Raw genomic sequence first — 17,753 nt, forward strand, 5'->3', positions numbered from 1 at the left:
GCGAGGTCATTTTTGCGAGCCAGCCATCAGAATCGCGCCATGGCTGGCTAAAAGACAGGCAGTTAGCGGTAATTAACGATGACGGACGTACGCTGAACTTTCAGCGCCGGGATTAAACGCCCACCGCCCGGCACTTCCCAGATAAAGCGTAATGGTTCCACCGCCGGTACGCCGTTGAACGCCTGGGTCGTGCCATTTTCACCGTCGATTTCGGTACAGCGCGTCTGGGAGCACAGACGCACCCGCAGCCCGGCAGGCGTTGGGCCGATCAGCGTGTAATCCCACACCACCAGGGTCATCAGGCCGGAGGCCGGTTCAGGGGGTGCCAGCGGACGTGAGGACATCGCCTCCCCGCGATGGTTCAGCGTCACGCCAACGCTGCTGGCCTGCCACGACCCTTCGCCAGCGGCCTGCGCCACCAGCGGGAAAAGCATGATCCATAGCCACTTACCCATCAGTTCCCTCCTATGGTCGCCGTCATGCGAATATGGCGATTGTCCGACAGCTCAAGGTTTGACAGCACGACCAGCTGATTCAGGCTACGACGCAGGAAGCGAGACAGCAGCGGACGCAGCGCGTGGTTAACCAGCAGAACCGGCGGCGCACCCAGCATCTCCTGGCGCGCCAGCGCCTCCTGCGTCTGGGCCAGCAGACGGTCGGCGAGACCCGGCTCCAGCCCGCCACCGCCCTGCAGAGCCTGTAAGAGCAGACGTTCGAGCGGCGTATCGAGGCCGATAACCTGCACTTCACCGGTACCCGGGAACCACTGCTGGGTAATCGCGCGGCCCAGCGCCACACGCACCACTGCCGTCAGCTCGTGCGGGTCGCTCTGAAGCGGCGCATGCTCGGCCAGGGTTTCCAGAATGGTACGCATGTCGCGGATCGGCACCTTTTCGTCGAGCAGGTTTTGCAGCACCTTGTGCAGGGTTGTCAGCGTCAGCACGCCAGGCACCAGGTCTTCGGTCAGCTTCGGCATCTCCTGGGTAACGCGATCCAGCAGCTGCTGCGCCTCCTGACGGCCAAACAGTTCGGCGGAGAACTGGCCGATAAGATGGTTAAGATGGGTCGCCACCACGGTACTGGCTTCCACCACCGTGTAGCCCTGGATCTGCGCCTGCTCTTTCAGCGCGCTCTCGATCCAGATTGCCGCCAGCCCGAAGGCCGGGTCGATAGTCTGCTCTCCGGGCAGCGTGCCCGCCGCCGTGCCGGGGTTGATCGCCAGCCAGCGGCCAGGGTAGGCATCCCCGCTGCCAATCTCCACCCCTTTCATCAGGATGCGATAGCGCGCAGGCGGAAGATCCATGTTGTCACGAATATGAACAACCGGCGGCAGGAAGCCCATGTCCTGAGCGAATTTCTTACGAATACTGCGAATGCGGCCCAGCAGCTCGCCGTCCTGCTGGAAATCGACCATCGGGATCAGGCGATAACCCACCTCCATGCCCAGCGAATCTTCCAGCTGCACGTCGTTCCAGGTCGCCTCCACCGCCTGCGTGTTTTCCGGCATTTTGACCGGCGCAGGTTCGGCGGCAGGCGTCATTTCACGCCCGCGCATCCACCAGGCCAGGCCCAGCAGCGCGGCGGTAAACAGCAGGAACACCAGGTTCGGCATTCCCGGCACCAGGCCCAGGAGGCCCAGTACCGCAGCAGCCAGCAGCATTACGCGCGGGTTGCTGAACAACTGCCCCACCATCTGCTCGCCCACGTCCTGATCGGTGCTGACGCGAGTGACGATAACGCCCGCTGCCGTTGAGATCACCAGCGCCGGGATCTGCGCGACCAGGCCGTCACCGATGGTCAGCAGCGTGTAGCTTTCTGCCGCGTGGCCCATGTCCATGCCGTGCTGCAAAACGCCCACCAGCAGGCCGCCCACGACGTTAATCACCATGATCAGGATGCCGGCGATGGCATCTCCGCGCACGAACTTACTCGCACCGTCCATCGAGCCGTAGAAGTCCGCCTCCTGCGTCACCTCCGAGCGGCGCTTTTTGGCCTCATCTTCGGCGATCAGTCCGGCGTTCAGGTCGGCGTCGATCGCCATCTGTTTGCCCGGCATCCCGTCCAGGACGAAACGCGCGCCCACTTCTGCGATACGCCCGGCACCTTTGGTGATGACCATAAAGTTGATGATCACCAGAATGACGAACACCACGATACCGATGGCGAAATTGCCGCCCACGAGGAAGTGGCCGAACGCCTCAACGACCTTACCCGCCGCCGCCGCGCCGGTATGCCCTTCCATCAGAATAATACGGGTGGATGCCACGTTCAGCGCCAGGCGCAGCAGCGTGGTAAACAGCAGAATGGTCGGGAACGCCGCGAACTCCAGGGTGCGCTGGGTGAACATCGCCACCAGCAGCACCATGATGGACAACGCAATGTTGAATGTGAACAGCAGATCGAGGATAAATGCCGGCAGCGGCAGCACCATCATCGACAGAATTAGCAGGATCAGAATCGGTCCGGCAAGGATCTGCCATTGGGTCGATTTCAGGTTGCCGGGCAGGCGCAACATTGCCACCAGATTAGCCATCAGTGTCCTTCTCGTTCAAAAAATCCAGCGCTTCAGGCACCGGTAGGTTCTCAGGTTTCACAGGCCGCTGACCACCGGCTAAACGCCAGCGCTTCAGCTGCCATACCCAGGCCAGCACTTCCGCGACAGCGGCGTAGAGTTGGCCGGGGATCTGTTGTCCAATCTCCGCATGACGGTACAACGCACGCGCCAGCGGAGGCGCTTCAAGAATGGGAACACGGTTTTCCGTGCCGATTTCACGTATACGCAGCGCAATCAGGCCCGCCCCTTTTGCCACCACCTTCGGCGCGCTCATTTTATTTTCGTCGTAGCGCAGCGCCACCGAGTAGTGGGTCGGGTTGGTCACAATGACATCGGCTTTCGGGACATCTTCCATCATGCGGCGACGGGCAGCCGCGCGCTGCATCTGACGGATACGCCCCTTAACGTGCGGATCGCCTTCCATCTGTTTGTATTCGTCGCGGATATCCTGGCGCGACATGCGCAGTTTTTTGAAGTGGCTGTACATCTGGAAGATGACGTCAAACCCCACCATCGGAATGATGCTGAGCACCACCAGCAGGGCGCACAATCCCACCAGGTTCATCGCATTGTTCATGGCGTTGAAGGGGGATTCACTGATAAGGCGCATCATTTCAGGCCAGTGGTGCCAAAGGAAAAACCCGGCGGTGCTGCCCATCAGGGCCGATTTCAGGATCGCCTTTACCAGCTCCGCGCCCGTCTGGGCAGAAAACATTTTGGCGATCCCCGGCAGCGGGTTGAGCTTGGAAAATTTGGGTTGCAGCGATTTGCCGCTAAAGACCAGCCCGCCAAGCATCACCGGCGAGACCAGCGCCACCAGCACAACTCCGGAAATCAGCGGAAGCAGCGCAATCATGGCATTTTTCACCAGCAGAATAATTTGGCTCAGGATCAGGTTGGGATCGTTAACCATGCTGTGGTCAAAACGTAACCCGGCAGAGAGCATCCCCGCCAGCCTGCGGGCGAACGACTCCCCTCCCCACCAGATAATGCACACGCCCACCACCAGTATCAGCAGGGATGTCAGCTCTCGGGATCGGGGGACCTGCCCTTCCTCACGCGCTTTTTCAAGTCGGTGGGGTGTGGGGGCTTCCGTTTTGTCGTCGTTATCTTCTGCCACAGTGCCTGCTCGCAGCCCATTAAGTCACGGGTATCATGCCAGCGCAGAAAGAATCCAATGGCGGGAAAAGCCCGTTTATTCGGGCTCTTTTCGATGATTCCGGGCAGGAATCGTCTCAGGCTGCTCGCACAACCTGAGACGAAAGGCCGTCAGAAGCCGAGGCTGTCCAGCAGGTCGTCGACCTGATCCTGACTTGCCACCACGCCCGCTTTAGATGCGTCGAGCTGTGGGCCGTTAAGCAGGCTTTCATTGTCGCGCTTTGGACGCGCGGCCGGTTCTGGCATGTTCTCCAGCAGCACCATCAGCAGCTGACGCTCAATCTCCTGAATCACATCCATCATGCGTTTGATCACCTGACCGGTAAGGTCCTGGAAATCCTGCGCCATCATGATGTCCAGAAGCTGGGCGTTGGTGAAGCTGGTGTGGCCCGGCACATCCCCCAGATACTGGCGGGTATCGGTCACCAGTTCGCGGGCATCCGCCAGTTCGATAGGGTTCTCGAACCATTCGTCCCAGCGTTTGGTCAGCGCTTTCGCGCCCTTCTCCATCGCATCCTGATGCGGCTGTGACGCTTCGACGCTGTTCAGCGCACGTTCTGCCGCCTGAGCAGTCATCTGCACCACATAGTCCAGACGATCGCGCGCGTCCGGAATCGCTTCCGCCGCTTCGGCAATGGCCTGATCCAGCCCCAGTTCACGCAGGCTGTCGCGCAGCATGCGCGTCAGGCTGCCAATGCGGGCAATGATGTCGCTGGGCGAATGTTCTTCAACGGGTTTCATAGCAGGTTGCATCATAACCATCACCTCACATGCCGAGTTTCTCGAAGATCTTGCCGAGCTTCTCTTCCAGGGTTGCAGCGGTGAACGGTTTCACCACATAGCCGCTTGCGCCCGCCTGTGCCGCAGCAATGATGTTCTCTTTCTTGGCTTCTGCGGTCACCATCAATACGGGCAGAGAGGCCATAGCGGCGTCCGCGCGGATCGTTTTCAGCAGTTCCAGACCATCCATGTTAGGCATGTTCCAGTCGGAGATAACAAAACCAAATCCGCCTGCCTGCAGCTTGTTCAGCGCATCCACGCCGTCTTCTGCTTCTTCAACGTTGTTGAAGCCCAGCTCTTTCAGCAGGTTGCGCACGATGCGACGCATGGTGGAAAAGTCATCCACAACCAAAAATCTGAGCTCTTTGTCCGCCATAAAACTACACTCCTCATTAAATACGTATTGCCTGTCCGGCACTGATTTTCGCCAGCATCTGCTGGCTTACCTGGCTAAGATCGACCACTTCGCTCACGCCACCCATATTGATGGCCTCGCGCGGCATGCCGAACACCACACAACTTGCTTCATTCTGCGCGATGGTCCAGGCACCCGCCTGGTGCATCGCAAGCATTCCGGCGGCACCGTCGTTGCCCATCCCCGTCAGGATCACCCCAACGGCGTTGCGCCCCGCATGTTTCGCCACCGAATGAAACAGCACATCCACCGACGGACGGTGCCGGTTAACCGGCGGCCCGTCATGAATTTTGATTTGATAGTTTGCGCCACTGCGCGCCAGCTCCATATGCTTATCCCCCGGGGCAATGTACGCATGGCCCGGCAGCACGCGCTCGCCATCTTCCGCCTCTTTTACGCTGATTTGACACAGCTTGTTCAGGCGTTCTGCGAACGAGCGGGTAAAGCCTGGCGGCATGTGCTGGGTAATCAGAATACCCGGGCTTGAGAGCGGCAATGGCTGGAGTACATGGCGAATTGCCTCTGTTCCCCCGGTTGACGCGCCAATCACCAGCAGTTTTTCCGAGCTGAGTAGCGGGCCTGCTTTCAGGGTCACCGGGGCCGCCATCGGTTTATGGGCGGCCAGCTTCGCGCGCGACGCGGTGCGAATTTTTTCCGCAATCAGCTCGCTGTACGCCAGCATCCCTTCGCGGATGCCCAGCTGCGGCTTGGTGACAAAGTCCACCGCTCCCAGCTCCAGCGCACGCAGGGTGATCTCTGAGCCTTTTCCCGTCAGGGACGAGACCATCACCACCGGCATCGGGCGCAGGCGCATCAGTTTTTCCAGAAAATCGATGCCGTCCATGCGCGGCATTTCGACATCCAGCGTCAGCACGTCGGGGTTATATTTTTTGATTAAATCCCGCGCGACCAGCGGATCGGGCGCTGTCGCCACCATTTCCATATCGCTGTGGCTATTGATGATTTCCGTCATGATCTGACGCATCAGCGCCGAATCATCAACGGACAATACCCTGATTTTACTCATGCTTTTTCCTTACTCAGCGCATAAACCGTCTGCCCACGGAGGCTAAACTCGCGCGCGAGGTTGCTAAAGTTTTCCGAGTGCCCGGCAAACAGTAAACCGTCAGGCTTGAGCAACGGAACAAAGCGACGCAGAATCTCCTGTTGCGTCGTTTTATCAAAATAAATCATCACGTTACGGCAAAAGATGGCGTCAAACGGCCCCGGCACGTTGTACTGCTTGTCCAGCAGGTTGACCGGCGCAAACTCAACGCAGTTCGCCAGCTCCTGACGAACGCGCACCAGCCCTTCGTGCGGGCCGGTACCGCGCATGAAATAGCGCTGTAACTGCTGCGGTGACAGGGTTTTCAGTTCGTCCTGGCGATAGACGCCGTTGCGCGCTTTTTCCAGCACCTCGGTGTCGATGTCGCTGGCGTACACTTTCCAGCGCCCCGGCGCCATGCCGAGCGTATCGGCCAGGGTGATCGCCAGCGAATACGGCTCCTCGCCGGTAGACGCCGCCGCACTCCAGACGCGGTACTCCCCGGTACGACGGCGCGCGTGCTCCGCCAGCACCGGGAAGTGATGCGCTTCGCGGAAAAACGCGGTCAGGTTGGTGGTTAATGAGTTAATAAAGGCCTGCCATTCAGCGCTGTTCTGGTTCGCTTCGAGCATGCTCAGATAGCGACCAAAATCATCCAGCCCGAGCGTGCGCAAGCGCCGCACCAGTCGGTTGTAAACCATGTCTCGCTTATGATCCGCAAGCACAATTCCCGCACGCTGGTAGATCAACTGACATATCCGACGAAAATGCGCGTCGGACAGCGCGAGGCGCTGTGTCATCTGCTGCAATAATGACGTTTGCCCTGAGGGCATGGGTGATGTCATAGCGCCTTCTATATTACTTTCAGGATACAACCGGTACGGCCTGCGACCGTCCGACATCTGTTTCTGCTTCTGTTTCAACGTGCTCTTTAACCGTAAATACCGCCACCAGCCCGGTCAGATGATCTGCCTGACTGGCCAGCTGATCGGTGGCGGCGGCCGCTTCTTCTACCAGCGAGGCGTTCTGCTGCGTCACCTGATCCATCTGACTCACCGCCTGGGCAACCTGCTCGATGCCACGACGTTGTTCATCGGACGCGGAGGCAATTTCGCCCATGATGTCGTTCACCCGGGTGACGGAGGTGACGATCTCGTTCATGGTCTGCGCCGCCGTATCCACCAGCGCGGAGCCTTGCTGAACGCGTGAGACCGACTCTTCAATCAGCCCCTTGATCTCTTTCGCCGCGTTCGCACTGCGGCTCGCCAGGTTGCGTACTTCGCCGGCGACCACGGCAAACCCACGCCCCTGCTCGCCTGCCCGCGCAGCCTCTACGGCGGCGTTGAGCGCCAGGATATTGGTCTGGAAGGCGATGCCATCGATAACGCTGATAATGTCGCCAATCTTTTGTGAGCTGGCGGCAATCTCCTGCATGGTGCTGGCAACGTGAGATGCCTGATCGCCCCCTTTCTTCGCCGTGGTTGCCGCCTGTTTTGACAGATCCGACGCCTGACGCGCGTTGTCGGCGTTCTGGCTTACCGTCGCGGTCAGTTGCTCCATGCTGGCCGCCGTCTGCGCCAGCGAGGCCGCCTGCTGCTCGGTACGGGAAGAGAGATCGTTGTTGCCCGCCGCTATCTCTGAGATCCCGGTGTGCATGGCGTAACTGCCCTGCCGCACCTCGCTTACCGTTTCCCGCAGCGCCCCTTGCATGGCCTTGAGGCTGGCAAAAATCGCTGAAATCTCGTTCTTCCCGTACACCGCCACCGGGCGCGCCAGGTTGCCCTTCGCAATGCTGTCAAAGTGGCTGCTGATGATCGCCAGCGGTTGCACAATCATCCGGCGCGACCAGAGCAGCGCGCCACCGGTAAGGAGTGCCGCCAGGATCACCACCGCGGCAAAAATGGCCCCCGACATGTGGTAGCTTTTACGGCTATCGGTTCCGGCACGTTCAACAAACTGGTTAATGTCCTGCTGCCAGGCGTTAAAACTGCCGTCAAACGCCGCCTGCGACGCCTGCACCGGCGCGGTCAGGAAGTCAGAAAGCTGGTTGTTCTCAAGCCAGGTCGCCTGGTGCTCCAGATCCGTATGCCACGCGGTGAAGTTCTTCTGCATCGCGGCCTTCAGCGCCTTGCCTTTCTCACTGACCGTCTCCTGCGAGGTGAAGGCGCTAAACTGCGCGTTGGCCTGTTTAAGGCTGTCGCGCGCCGTCACCATCAGCGCTTTGATATCATCCGGCGGATAGCTCAGCGCCGTTAAGGTTCCCGCCTTGTTCAGCGCCGTACTTGCCTGCAAAAGCACGGCACGCGTTTGTGCCAGTGCGGAGCGCTGCTGATTACTCGTCTCGACTTCCTGCAAATTCTGATAACCATCGCGAAACGCCCAAAAAGACAACCCGTTACTGCCAACCTGCAAAACACCACTCAGGATCAGAATCAAAAACAGAGTGGTCGAGATACGAATACGATTTAACATCCACGCTCCCATCAAGCGGCCAGCAGCCGCGGTTCAATTGTCAGTCAAAATGTTTCCCAGTTTTCATCTTGTCCGGCTACCGCTGCGCGAGGGCGAGACGCCACCGTCACAGGGGCTGACTCGCTGAGCAATGCACGCGAGCTGGCCGGGTGTTGTGTTTTGGAAGTAAGACGAAACACCGAGACGGCCATCTTGAGACGGCTCGCCTGGTCCTCCAGCGCAGCGGCCGCCGCGGCGGACTCCTGCACCAGCGCGGCGTTTTGCTGTGTCACACGATCCATTTCCGATACCGCCAGGGCGACCTGGTCAATACCCCGACTCTGCTCATCCGATGCAGAGGCGATTTCACCCATGATGTCCGTCACGCGGGTGACGGCATTCACGATGTCATTCATGGTCTCACCCGCGCTTTCCACCAGCACCGAGCCGGTATCCACGCGGGAGACTGAATCTTCAATTAACGCTTTGATCTCTTTCGCGGCGTTGGCGCTGCGGCTCGCCAGGTTGCGCACTTCGCCTGCCACCACCGCAAAACCGCGGCCCTGCTCGCCCGCACGCGCCGCTTCTACCGCCGCGTTAAGCGCCAGGATGTTGGTCTGGAAGGCGATGCCGTCGATAACGCTGGTGATATCGGCGATTTTCTTCGAGCTGTCGGCGATGTCGTGCATCGTTTTCACGACGCCATCCACCACGCGTCCGCCGCGCTGCGCCGTTTCGGAGGCGCTTTCGGCAAGCTTAGAGGCCTGACGGGCGTTATCCGCATTCTGCTTCACGGTGGCGGTGAGTTGTTCCATGCTGGCCGCCGTCTCCTCGAGGGCGGACGCCTGCTGTTCGGTGCGGGAAGAGAGGTCATTGTTGCCCGTCGCGATTTCGCTGGTACCGGTGTAAATCGCCTCGGAACCTTCGCGCACGTTGGCGACGGTATCGATTAACGAGCGCTGCATATGGTCGACGCTGCTGGCCAGCTCGCCGATCTCATTGCGCCCGGAAACGGTCAGCGTTTTGGTCAGGTCGCCGCCGGCGATGTCGCGAATATGGCTAATCACGCGGCTCAGCGGGTTAAGCAGGATGTGTCGGATGCCGTACCACACCGCCACCAGCACGATCGCCAGCGCCAGAGCCAGCACCGCCATCTGCGCTTTGGCAAAGCGGTAGTCGTTCTGACTTTCGGTAAACGCCGTGTGATACAGCTCGCTGCTGGCTTTGGCATACTCGCCGAGCGCCGCACCAAGGGCGTTTTGCATACCCTGGGTAGGCTGCGCAAAATAGGCGTCCATGTTGCCGTTCTCCAGGAACTGCACCAGTTCGGTTAGCCCGGCAAAGTAGGCCGCGTATTTTTCATCAATATTCTGGCTCACCTGCTCCATCGCAGGCTGCGGCGCAATCTGTTTAAAGGCTTCGTAGTGTTTCGCGGCGTCGGCAAGGGTGGTACGCGCGTTTTTCAGCAGATCCGTTTTCGCGCTGCTCTGCTGGTTGGCGGGGTCCATCATCATACGTGCAGACGAGCGGCTCAGGTTGATGCGCGTTTGCAGCATCAAATCCCAGGTCGAGGTGAGCTCACTTTGCTGCATGCGCAGGTCATTCGAGGCGGCAAAACTCGCCTGATTCTGTTTTAACGACGAAAAAAATAGCCCACCAGAAACGAGCTGAAGAAGTGCGAAAATGACCAGCACCATCATCAGCAGTGTGACAACGCGGATACGGTTCAACATACAACACCTTCTCTTAGATTTATTAACGGTGTTATCGGCACAGGGCGCAGGAACTTTACATTTGCGAAAGGGAAAAGCGGGACTCAGAAGGCGACGTCAACGATCAGGGTGTCGCTGTAGGTTCCGGCAGGGGGTGTTGCCTGGTTGGTGAGCACTTTTGCAGTGTAGTTATAGGTACGCAGAAGCCCATCGGAGCTGACCTGCGAGGAAGCCGCGCTGGCCCAGCGCTCGGTTCCGCTGCCGCCCCAGCGATTGGTGGTGGCCTCTTTGTAGATGTCATAACTCATATAGTTGCTGCCGCTGACCATCCTGCGCACGTTGTTCAGGGCGTTTGCACCATTGTTAATACCGATGGTGTACGTGCTGCCTTTGGTGCAGGTGACCGCGATGGCCTGCGAGACAGTCGGGAAATTTTGCACCAGCGGCGCGCTGTTGAAACTGACGTCCGGCGTGGACATCGTGCTGCAATCATTGGTGACGTTCATGTTGAGCAAAATACTGGTCGTCGCCGTACCGGTTTGCGGCGTCAGGCAGAGTCCAACAGCGCCAACCGAGCAGACGTTGTAGTTGATGCTGAAGGTAAGCAGAACCTGATACGGCCCTGCCGAAACGTTTTGCCCGGGCACCGTGCGGAAATAGAGCGGAATATTGTACTGCTTCGCCCCCAACAGGCTGAGCAGCGAGTTGCCGCTCCAGGTGTAGGCTTTGCCGATCTGCACTTCACTGCTGGTTGCGCAGCCGGACAGGCCACACAGGCGCGTGGGGATCACATCGGTGATGGTGGCGTTGTCGGTGCGCTTCATGGTAGCCCGACTGCTGCCGGAGACCGAGGCGGTGGTGTAGTTCAGCGTCACTGAATCGTTAGTCAGCAAATTAAGCACCGCATCGCAGGCGACCACCAGCGTACCGGTAGTTTGCACTTCCCCCGTCCCGCTAAGGGCAAACGAGGTGACGCTGCCAAAGGAGGCATTGACCGTGCTGACGGTACAGGCGGCCCAGCTGCCGCCGGAAAACAGCAGCAGGAGCCCCAGCAGCAGGCGCATCACGGTGCCTCCCGGCAGACCAGCGGGCCGTAGGTTTGCAGCTTGTGTTGCGGGTTCGCGCCGACGGTCAACGTGGCGGTGCACTGTTTTCCGTCAGGCAGGGCTACGTCGAGCGCGTTCACATCGCTGAGGTTCTCAAGCCAGGCAATGCCGTCGTACCCCACCACGGCGCTACTGCGCGACGCGCGTCTCACCTGGCTTCCCACCGGGATCGCCTGGCCCCGCGCATCGTGCAGAATGACGCTCGCCACCCGCTCCTGCTCCATCGGGAAGTCCACCAGATAGCCGCTGTGGCGGCGGATAGCGATGCGACGCTCGGTTTCTTTCAGCCGGGTATCGGCCGGAAGGTTCAGGGTATCGATGCTGTAGCTGGCCGGATAGTAGGCCGACACGCCGCTCACCAGCAGATAACCGTTGTTGTTGGTTTTGCCCACCGGCTGGTTTTCATAGTTTACCGGCACGTCCGGATGACCATCGGTACTGATCACCACGAACGCATCGTTGATTTTATTGGCCGCAAACAGTTCGCCGTCCATCAGCACCAGCGAGCCCATCGCCTCGCCCCACCAGGTCATCATATCCTTCTCACCGTAACCGCCGCCCTGCAGCTCGATGTTATTGTTGCGCCAGCCCAGCGTCGCCTGCTGATAGCTTCTGGACTGCGACTGGTTGGCCAACGCCATGTTCCAGCCAAATCCACCGTCGGACGGCATGGAATGGTTATAGTTGATGCGCTGCGTGCTGCCCGAATCGGGCGTTTTCTCGAAGGTGACGGCGGCGCTGTCCCGCTCGCCCAGCGGCACCTGCAACGACAGCGCAAAGGTCCAGTCTCCCTGCTGCTGGTCGCGGCTGGCGGCCAGATAGATACTGCTGGCGCCCCACAGGTTGCGGCTCCAGGAGAGGTTCAGCAGTTCGGTTTTTTGATTGTCGAAGCTCTCAACGCCTATCCATGCGGCGCCGATATTGCCGTATTGTCCCATGTTGAAGGTCAAAGAATACTGATCGGTATTGCGGCTGAAGCTGGCGATGGGTTTGTCATTTGTATCGTAGACGGTGGGCTGGTCATACAGCGCCAGGTTGCCAAATTTCTGGTCACGCCGGGAGTGCTGGGTCGCCACGCTGAATGCGCTGGTACTGTACTGATACCCCCAGCCAACTTGCCCGCCGCTGTCCCCACGCATTCGGCTGCGGGTATACGACGAGTTCACCACGCCAAAACGCCCCAGCTTAAGCACGGTTCCCGCGCCGGTGAGGGCCAAATCTTCTGCCGCTTCGCCATGGCCTTCCAGGGTTAACCAGTCCGTCAGACCATAGCGATATGAGCCGCTTCCCGCAGCCGGGCCATAGTCAAAATTCTTGATCCCGTAGTTGCGTCGCAGGCTACCCAGCGTGACCGCGCCGTCGCTCAGCCCCTGTTTGAGTAAATCGCTGGTGACGTAAAACGGCAGCGTGGTGCTCACCTGGCGGCCCAGCGCATCGGTGGTGATCAGCACCGCGTCGCCCGCGCCGTTGATATAAGGCAGATTGGTCAGGGTAAACGGCCCCGGCTGCAGCTGCGTGGAGCCGGAGCGATAGCCGTTGATAAACAGATCGACGGAGGTGGGCACCGCCGCTTCCCCCGAGAACGCCGGCAGCGGCCAGGTCACCAGATCCGGGCGCAGTGAGAAATCCCGACCATAGCTAATGCCGCCCATGCGCACGCTAGTGCTCCAGCTCAGGGCATCGCTGATCACATCCCCTACGCTCCAGGTGGTGGCTTCATCTTCATTGGTGACGAGCAGCGTGGTGTCGTAGCGGACGTACCCCTCCTGCTGTCCGTTATTGCCGCTGAAATCTTCCCGGGCATAGCCCGTAGAAGAGAACGAGCCGTTCTCATCGAAGTAACGAAATTCGTGCCATATCGAGGCCTGTCCGCCGATGTTGCCCGTGTGGTTGGTGTAAAAGTCGTAGTTCAGCAGCGCCCCGCGGCCATAGTGGGGCTTGCTCTGGGCGTTACCTCCGCCAAACGAGGTCACGCGCGCCGCAACCCAGTCGCGGGGTACCGACAATAAAAGACGCTGTGCGGCGCTGTCGTACTCCACCCGCACCTGCGAGAGCGTGGAAAGATTCACTTCACCCGTGGGGACATGCTCCGGCGGAAGACCGGCGCGCAGCAAATCGGCGCTGGAAATATAAAACGCCCCTTCCCGCTGCGTGACGGGCACCACCAGTCCCGTGTCGTAGTGGTTCAACACGAGAGAGAGCTGAAATACCGCCTCGCTGTTTATCGCCTGTGCTTCAGGAGGAGGCGGTAAACTGTCATCGCCGGGTTCGGCCCAGACGCTGGTACTGACGCAAAGCAGGATCATCATCGTCGGTTTCAGTTGACGGGCGTCGACTGCCATTGCGTATCCCTGGCATTAATTTGCGCACTCATCTGGTTCGGCTGGCGTATTCCCGCCGGGATCGGCCAGCTACGCGTGCTGTTCGGCAGGACATAGCCCAGCAGCCCGTCCGCAACCGTGCGTTTCTGGCCGCCCTGCTCCAGTGCGACCTGGCTTAGCCTGACGTGTACATCCCCCCGATTACGGACCTCAAGCTCGGGCTGGCCCCCGTCCTGCCTGATGCGCCAGCTCAGGTTTCGGGTATCCACCAGCGCATGGTGAGCCCCCTCTTTGATGGTCGGGATCCCCTGCCCGTACACGAACAGCGGAATGGAATAGCGCATCTGCAGTTTTAGCCCGATGGTCGGTTCGGCTTTGGCGCCAGACTGGGGGATTTCGTCCACGATGATCCGGTAGGCTTGCTCGACGCCCAACGGGATAGTGCCCTGTTTAATCAGGCGGATAAGCTGCTTACTGCCCTTGCCAATGGTGACAATCGGCGGGCTGGCGACCACCTCCTGCTGGGCGGTATAGCGTTCGTATCCGCCCTCCTGCTTCCAGCGCACAATGCGCACCTGCATTGTCGTGGCGCTGTTACCCTGATTCTGGATCCACAGTTCCGTTGCGTTGGCGTCGGCGGGAAGCCAGGGGTCGATGGGCCATAACAGAATCGTCGCTGCGGCGTGAGCCTGCCCCGTCGCAACGGCCGACATCCCAAACATACTCACCAGGCAAAGTTGCCTGAAAAATGGCTTCATCGAACGTTCTCCCTTTTCACCATGACAAGGTCACGGTGAGTTGATCTGAATACGTACCTGCCGGGCTAAACCCGGTCAGAAGCGCCACGCCAAAAAGCGGCAGCGCAATGTTATTGCTGTTGGTATAGGTCACCGGAATCGCCTGGTTGACCCCTATTTCACTGTTCGCAGCCAGAGAGCTGCTGCTGTAGAGGCGGTAGGCCACCACATCGGCCCCGCCGCTGCGCGTCATCCGTCGCACCGAAGCGTAGTTTTGCCCGCCATTGATGCTCATGCTCAGCGCCACTCCCGGCGTGCAGGCAATAGACAACGCGCCGTTGGGGACGAAGCTGGTGTTCACCGGCGCACGCTCGACGCCGGTGTGTGTGCCGAAATCGAGCCGGCCTAACACCCCGCCCGTGCCGGTAGTCACCGAGCAGCCCGGCACAATCGTCGCGCTCACCCTGAACGATTGTGACGTGACTGCCCCGGCAGAAGGCACCGCCAGCACACCCACCAGGAGCGCAAAAAACGGCTGCACGATCCCCTCTGCGCGCGGGCGCAGACACAGCAAGGATGCCCTCATGGCTGCGTTGGACTAGTAAGTCACGCTAACGTTAATGGTGTCGGTATAGGTGCCCGGCACGACGGTCACGCTGTTGCCCCCGCCGGTGATCCGCCCGTACAGGGTATAGCTGTCGATCCCGTTTGCCGTTGAGGCGACGGGCAACGCCGCGTTGTTGGCAATAGCGTTGTTGAACCCGCTGTCGCTGTAGAGGCTGTAGGCCACGCCCTGTGCCGCATTCGCGGAGTTGATCAGGTAGCGCGCAGGCGTGCCTGGCGTCCCCACAACGGTGCCGGGCGCGGTGGAGTTGGTATTACCGGTAATCGCCACCGTATAGCTGGCGGTCGTACACTGAATGGTAAAGGTGTTTCCCCCGCTGGCACCGGTCAGCTGCGTGGTGAGCGTGGAAAACGTTGCGGGATGGGTCCCAAAATCCAGGGTCCCGAAGTTAATGCCGTTTTGCGTTGGCGAGCCGTTAATCAGGCAGCCATTCGTGAGAGTCAGCGTCGCGCCGATAGTGCCGTTACTGGTGACCGCCAGCGCCTGATGGGCCGGGATAATTGACAGCAGCGTACCTGCACAGATTAAAAGGCGTGTTCTTTTCATTTACCACCCTCCAGAAGATGTCGCCATTCGCTTTCCGCATTTTATTTAATGCACTCAATATGTTAGCCCCGCTTAACATTCCACCGAGGGGGTTATGGAGAATTTAGTTTATGGCGTTCGCTTCAACCACTTTTGCCATTTACCCCCATACCTTTGCCGTATTGACAGACTATTTCATTTAAATACAAACGATTACATTCTTCATGCAGAGTTTTTATAGTCATTTCCCGAGGATATATCGCCTATAGTGTGATGTACATCACAATATATCGTCAGGCGTTTCACAACTAATTTAATAAAAATTAAAAAGGAGTTGTAACTCCCTCCGCTTTAATCCAATTTATGTGCCGAATCTTTTCCTGCGCTTAAATAAAAAATTTATATGCATAAGCGCCGGTGAAACCTTAAGCACACAGAGGGTCTTTTCGTGGCAAGTGCAAACAAACTCACGCTCTTCATCGTGATATTCATGCTGGCGGGTATTCTTTCAGGGGCGGTTATTCATGAATATGCGCCAGCGGAGGCGGTGAAAGCCTGGTCGGAGAACATTACGCTGCTGACCGATATTTTCCTGCGGCTGATTAAAATGGTGATTGCGCCGCTGGTGTTCAGCACCTTAACGGTCGGGATTATGAAGCTCGGCGAAACCTCAACCATCGGGCGCGTCGGCGGTAAAGCGATGGTCTGGTTTATCAGCTCCTCCGTGCTGTCTATTCTGGTGGGGTTATTTATCGTCACCCTGGAACGTCCCGGCAGCGGCCTGAATCTCACCATTCCGACAGAAGCAGTGGATACCGGTCTGGCGGTGGGCGGCATGACGCTGAAAGCGTTTCTCTCCCACACCATCCCGACCAGCATCGCCGGGGCGATGGCGGATAACGAGATCCTGCAAATTGTCGTGTTCTCCCTGTTCTTCGGCATTGGTGGCGCGTCGCTGGGGCAAAAATTCAACGCTCCGCTGGTTGCCGCGCTCGATGTGGTCTCCCATATCATGCTGAAGGTCACCGGCTACGTCATGTACGTCGCCCCGCTGGCTATTTTTGCGGCCATCTCTTCGGTGATTGCCACCCAGGGGCTTGGGATCCTGCTGAACTATGCCTCGTTCATCGGCGGCTACTATGTGGCTATCCTCCTCACCTGCCTGGTGCTGCTGGCGGTGGGCTATATGGTGCTGAAAAAAGAGATATTCCGCCTGGTCAGCATGCTGAAAGATCCGGTGCTGGTGGCGTTTACCACCAGCAGTTCTGAAGCGGCATACCCTAAAACGCTGGAACAGCTGGAACGTTTTGGCTGCTCGCGTAATATCGCCTCGTTCGTCCTGCCGATCGGTTACTCCTTTAACCTGGTGGGATCGATGGTGTACTGCTCATTTGCCTCAATGTTTATCGCCCAGGCTTACAATATTCACCTGAGCTTTACGGAAGTGACGGTGCTGATGCTGACCCTGATGCTGGCCTCGAAAGGGATCGCGGGCGTACCGCGTTCATCGCTGGTGGTGCTGGCCGCAACGATCCCCAGCTTCAATATTCCGGTTGCCGGTATTCTGCTGCTGATGGGTATCGATCACTTCCTCGATATGGGGCGTTCAGCCATTAACGTGCTGGGGAACGGGATTGCCACGGCGATGCTGTCGCAAAACGAAGGTGCGCGGGAAGCGGAAGCTGAGCTGGTGGAGCAGGAAGCGTAAGAGTGTAAAAAAGCCGGGTGGCGGCTTTGCCTTACCCGGCCTACAAATGGCTCGAACATGTGCCGGGTAAGCGTGAGCGCCACCCGGTATCGTTTTAGGCCACGTGGCTCGCCGCGATATCCAGCAGCGCCATCTCATCGCTGTTCAGCAGCTTCTCAATGTTCACCAGAATCAGCATACGTTCGCCGAGCGCGCCCAGCCCCGTCAGGTATTCGGTGGACAGCGTGACCGCAAACTCCGGTGCCGGACGGATTTGATCGGCGGTGAGTGACAGAACATCGGACACGCCATCAACCACAATCCCCACCACGCGCTGGCCGAGGTTCAGCACAATCACCACGGTGTTATCGTTGTATTCCACGTCGCCCTGGCTGAACTTCACGCGCAGGTCAACGATAGGCACGATGACGCCGCGCAGGTTAGTCACGCCCTTGATAAAAGCAGGCGTGTTGGCAATGCGCGTAACCTGATCGTAACCGCGGATCTCCTGCACCTTAAGGATGTCGATACCGTACTCTTCATCACCTAACGTGAAAACCAGGAATTCCTGTCCTGATGGCTCGCCCGCCAGTTTCGTTACATTACTCATACCGGTCATGTTTTTACCTTCTACTTA

The 17,753-nt window shown here is 58.9% G+C and carries 16 protein-coding genes; 1 reads left to right on the forward strand and 15 read right to left on the reverse strand.

Translation table 11 applies throughout. The annotated features are described in order from the left end of the window. Positions 1–62: 62 nt before the first annotated feature. From flhE to FFS28_RS04215, 14 genes are all read right to left on the reverse strand, one after another. Complete coding sequence (gene flhE / locus FFS28_RS04150; RefSeq protein WP_088208254.1) at positions 63–455, reverse strand: flagellar protein FlhE; 393 nt, start codon at positions 453–455, stop codon at positions 63–65. Next, the gene (gene flhA / locus FFS28_RS04155) at positions 455–2,533 is read right to left on the reverse strand and encodes a flagellar biosynthesis protein FlhA (RefSeq protein ID WP_006176067.1); all 2,079 of its coding nucleotides are present in this window, start codon (positions 2,531–2,533) and stop codon (positions 455–457) included. Before flhA ends, flhE begins: the two co-directional genes overlap by 1 nt. After that, positions 2,526–3,674: a flagellar biosynthesis protein FlhB gene (gene flhB, locus FFS28_RS04160; protein ID WP_006176068.1), complete on the reverse strand. Its 1,149-nt coding sequence runs from the start codon at positions 3,672–3,674 to the stop codon at positions 2,526–2,528. Before flhB ends, flhA begins: the two co-directional genes overlap by 8 nt. A 149-nt stretch (positions 3,675–3,823) precedes the next feature. Then, positions 3,824–4,468, reverse strand: a complete 645-nt coding sequence (cheZ, locus tag FFS28_RS04165) for a protein phosphatase CheZ (protein WP_058610183.1) — start codon at positions 4,466–4,468, stop codon at positions 3,824–3,826. A 10-nt stretch (positions 4,469–4,478) separates the two neighbouring features. Further along, entirely contained in the window at positions 4,479–4,868 is a 390-nt protein-coding gene (gene cheY / locus FFS28_RS04170) for a chemotaxis response regulator CheY (RefSeq protein ID WP_006176072.1), read from the reverse strand. A gap of 16 nt (positions 4,869–4,884) precedes the next feature. Next, complete coding sequence (locus FFS28_RS04175; protein WP_006176073.1) at positions 4,885–5,934, reverse strand: protein-glutamate methylesterase/protein-glutamine glutaminase; 1,050 nt, start codon at positions 5,932–5,934, stop codon at positions 4,885–4,887. Next, positions 5,931–6,797, reverse strand: coding sequence for a protein-glutamate O-methyltransferase CheR (gene cheR, locus FFS28_RS04180; RefSeq protein ID WP_058610181.1), 867 nt, complete (start codon positions 6,795–6,797; stop codon positions 5,931–5,933). Before cheR ends, FFS28_RS04175 begins: the two co-directional genes overlap by 4 nt. A 19-nt stretch (positions 6,798–6,816) precedes the next feature. Next, a complete protein-coding gene (gene tap / locus FFS28_RS04185; protein ID WP_137848856.1) occupies positions 6,817–8,424 on the reverse strand; it encodes a methyl-accepting chemotaxis protein IV in 1,608 nt (535 codons plus the stop codon). Positions 8,425–8,468: 44 nt separating this feature from the next. Beyond that, complete coding sequence (gene tar / locus FFS28_RS04190; RefSeq protein ID WP_137848857.1) at positions 8,469–10,136, reverse strand: methyl-accepting chemotaxis protein II; 1,668 nt, start codon at positions 10,134–10,136, stop codon at positions 8,469–8,471. Positions 10,137–10,219: 83 nt separating this feature from the next. Then, positions 10,220–11,182, reverse strand: a complete 963-nt coding sequence (locus FFS28_RS04195) for a Csu type fimbrial protein (RefSeq protein ID WP_042320074.1) — start codon at positions 11,180–11,182, stop codon at positions 10,220–10,222. Continuing rightward, positions 11,179–13,563, reverse strand: coding sequence for a fimbria/pilus outer membrane usher protein (locus tag FFS28_RS04200; RefSeq protein WP_137848858.1), 2,385 nt, complete (start codon positions 13,561–13,563; stop codon positions 11,179–11,181). Before FFS28_RS04200 ends, FFS28_RS04195 begins: the two co-directional genes overlap by 4 nt. After that, on the reverse strand, positions 13,539–14,300 hold the full coding sequence (locus FFS28_RS04205; protein WP_102890620.1) for a fimbrial biogenesis chaperone: 762 nt from the start codon (positions 14,298–14,300) through the stop codon (positions 13,539–13,541). Before FFS28_RS04205 ends, FFS28_RS04200 begins: the two co-directional genes overlap by 25 nt. Positions 14,301–14,316: 16 nt before the next feature. Further along, positions 14,317–14,865, reverse strand: coding sequence for a Csu type fimbrial protein (locus FFS28_RS04210; protein WP_137848859.1), 549 nt, complete (start codon positions 14,863–14,865; stop codon positions 14,317–14,319). 12 nt (positions 14,866–14,877) lie between these two features. Beyond that, positions 14,878–15,450 (reverse strand): spore coat protein U domain-containing protein, encoded by a 573-nt coding sequence (locus FFS28_RS04215; RefSeq protein WP_137848860.1) that lies wholly within the window; start codon positions 15,448–15,450, stop codon positions 14,878–14,880. Positions 15,451–15,877: 427 nt separating this feature from the next. Between FFS28_RS04215 and FFS28_RS04220 the strand changes: the two genes are divergently transcribed. Beyond that, on the forward strand, positions 15,878–17,137 hold the full coding sequence (locus FFS28_RS04220; RefSeq protein WP_006176082.1) for a dicarboxylate/amino acid:cation symporter: 1,260 nt from the start codon (positions 15,878–15,880) through the stop codon (positions 17,135–17,137). Positions 17,138–17,231: 94 nt separating this feature from the next. On the opposite strand, the gene cheW is transcribed toward FFS28_RS04220, so the two are convergent. Then, complete coding sequence (gene cheW, locus FFS28_RS04225) at positions 17,232–17,735, reverse strand: chemotaxis protein CheW (RefSeq protein ID WP_006176083.1); 504 nt, start codon at positions 17,733–17,735, stop codon at positions 17,232–17,234. Positions 17,736–17,753: the final 18 nt, after the last annotated feature.

Origin of the sequence: Enterobacter sp. 2VL (genome assembly GCF_005503595.1) — a bacterium.
Lineage (GTDB): Bacteria > Pseudomonadota > Gammaproteobacteria > Enterobacterales > Enterobacteriaceae > Enterobacter > Enterobacter cancerogenus.

Excerpts from the sequence above, each read along its gene's own strand:
- flhE (WP_088208254.1), bottom strand. The coding sequence starts at position 455 with ATGGGTAAGTGGCTATGGATCATGCTTTTCCCGCTGGTGGCGCAGGCC.
- flhA (WP_006176067.1), bottom strand. The coding sequence starts at position 2,533 with ATGGCTAATCTGGTGGCAATGTTGCGCCTGCCCGGCAACCTGAAATCG.
- cheZ (WP_058610183.1), bottom strand. The coding sequence starts at position 4,468 with ATGATGCAACCTGCTATGAAACCCGTTGAAGAACATTCGCCCAGCGAC.
- cheY (WP_006176072.1), bottom strand. The coding sequence starts at position 4,868 with ATGGCGGACAAAGAGCTCAGATTTTTGGTTGTGGATGACTTTTCCACC.
- FFS28_RS04175 (WP_006176073.1), bottom strand. The coding sequence starts at position 5,934 with ATGAGTAAAATCAGGGTATTGTCCGTTGATGATTCGGCGCTGATGCGT.
- cheR (WP_058610181.1), bottom strand. The coding sequence starts at position 6,797 with ATGACATCACCCATGCCCTCAGGGCAAACGTCATTATTGCAGCAGATG.
- tap (WP_137848856.1), bottom strand. The coding sequence starts at position 8,424 with ATGTTAAATCGTATTCGTATCTCGACCACTCTGTTTTTGATTCTGATC.
- tar (WP_137848857.1), bottom strand. The coding sequence starts at position 10,136 with ATGTTGAACCGTATCCGCGTTGTCACACTGCTGATGATGGTGCTGGTC.
- FFS28_RS04200 (WP_137848858.1), bottom strand. The coding sequence starts at position 13,563 with ATGGCAGTCGACGCCCGTCAACTGAAACCGACGATGATGATCCTGCTT.
- FFS28_RS04205 (WP_102890620.1), bottom strand. The coding sequence starts at position 14,300 with ATGAAGCCATTTTTCAGGCAACTTTGCCTGGTGAGTATGTTTGGGATG.
- FFS28_RS04210 (WP_137848859.1), bottom strand. The coding sequence starts at position 14,865 with ATGAGGGCATCCTTGCTGTGTCTGCGCCCGCGCGCAGAGGGGATCGTG.
- FFS28_RS04215 (WP_137848860.1), bottom strand. The coding sequence starts at position 15,450 with ATGAAAAGAACACGCCTTTTAATCTGTGCAGGTACGCTGCTGTCAATT.
- cheW (WP_006176083.1), bottom strand. The coding sequence starts at position 17,735 with ATGACCGGTATGAGTAATGTAACGAAACTGGCGGGCGAGCCATCAGGA.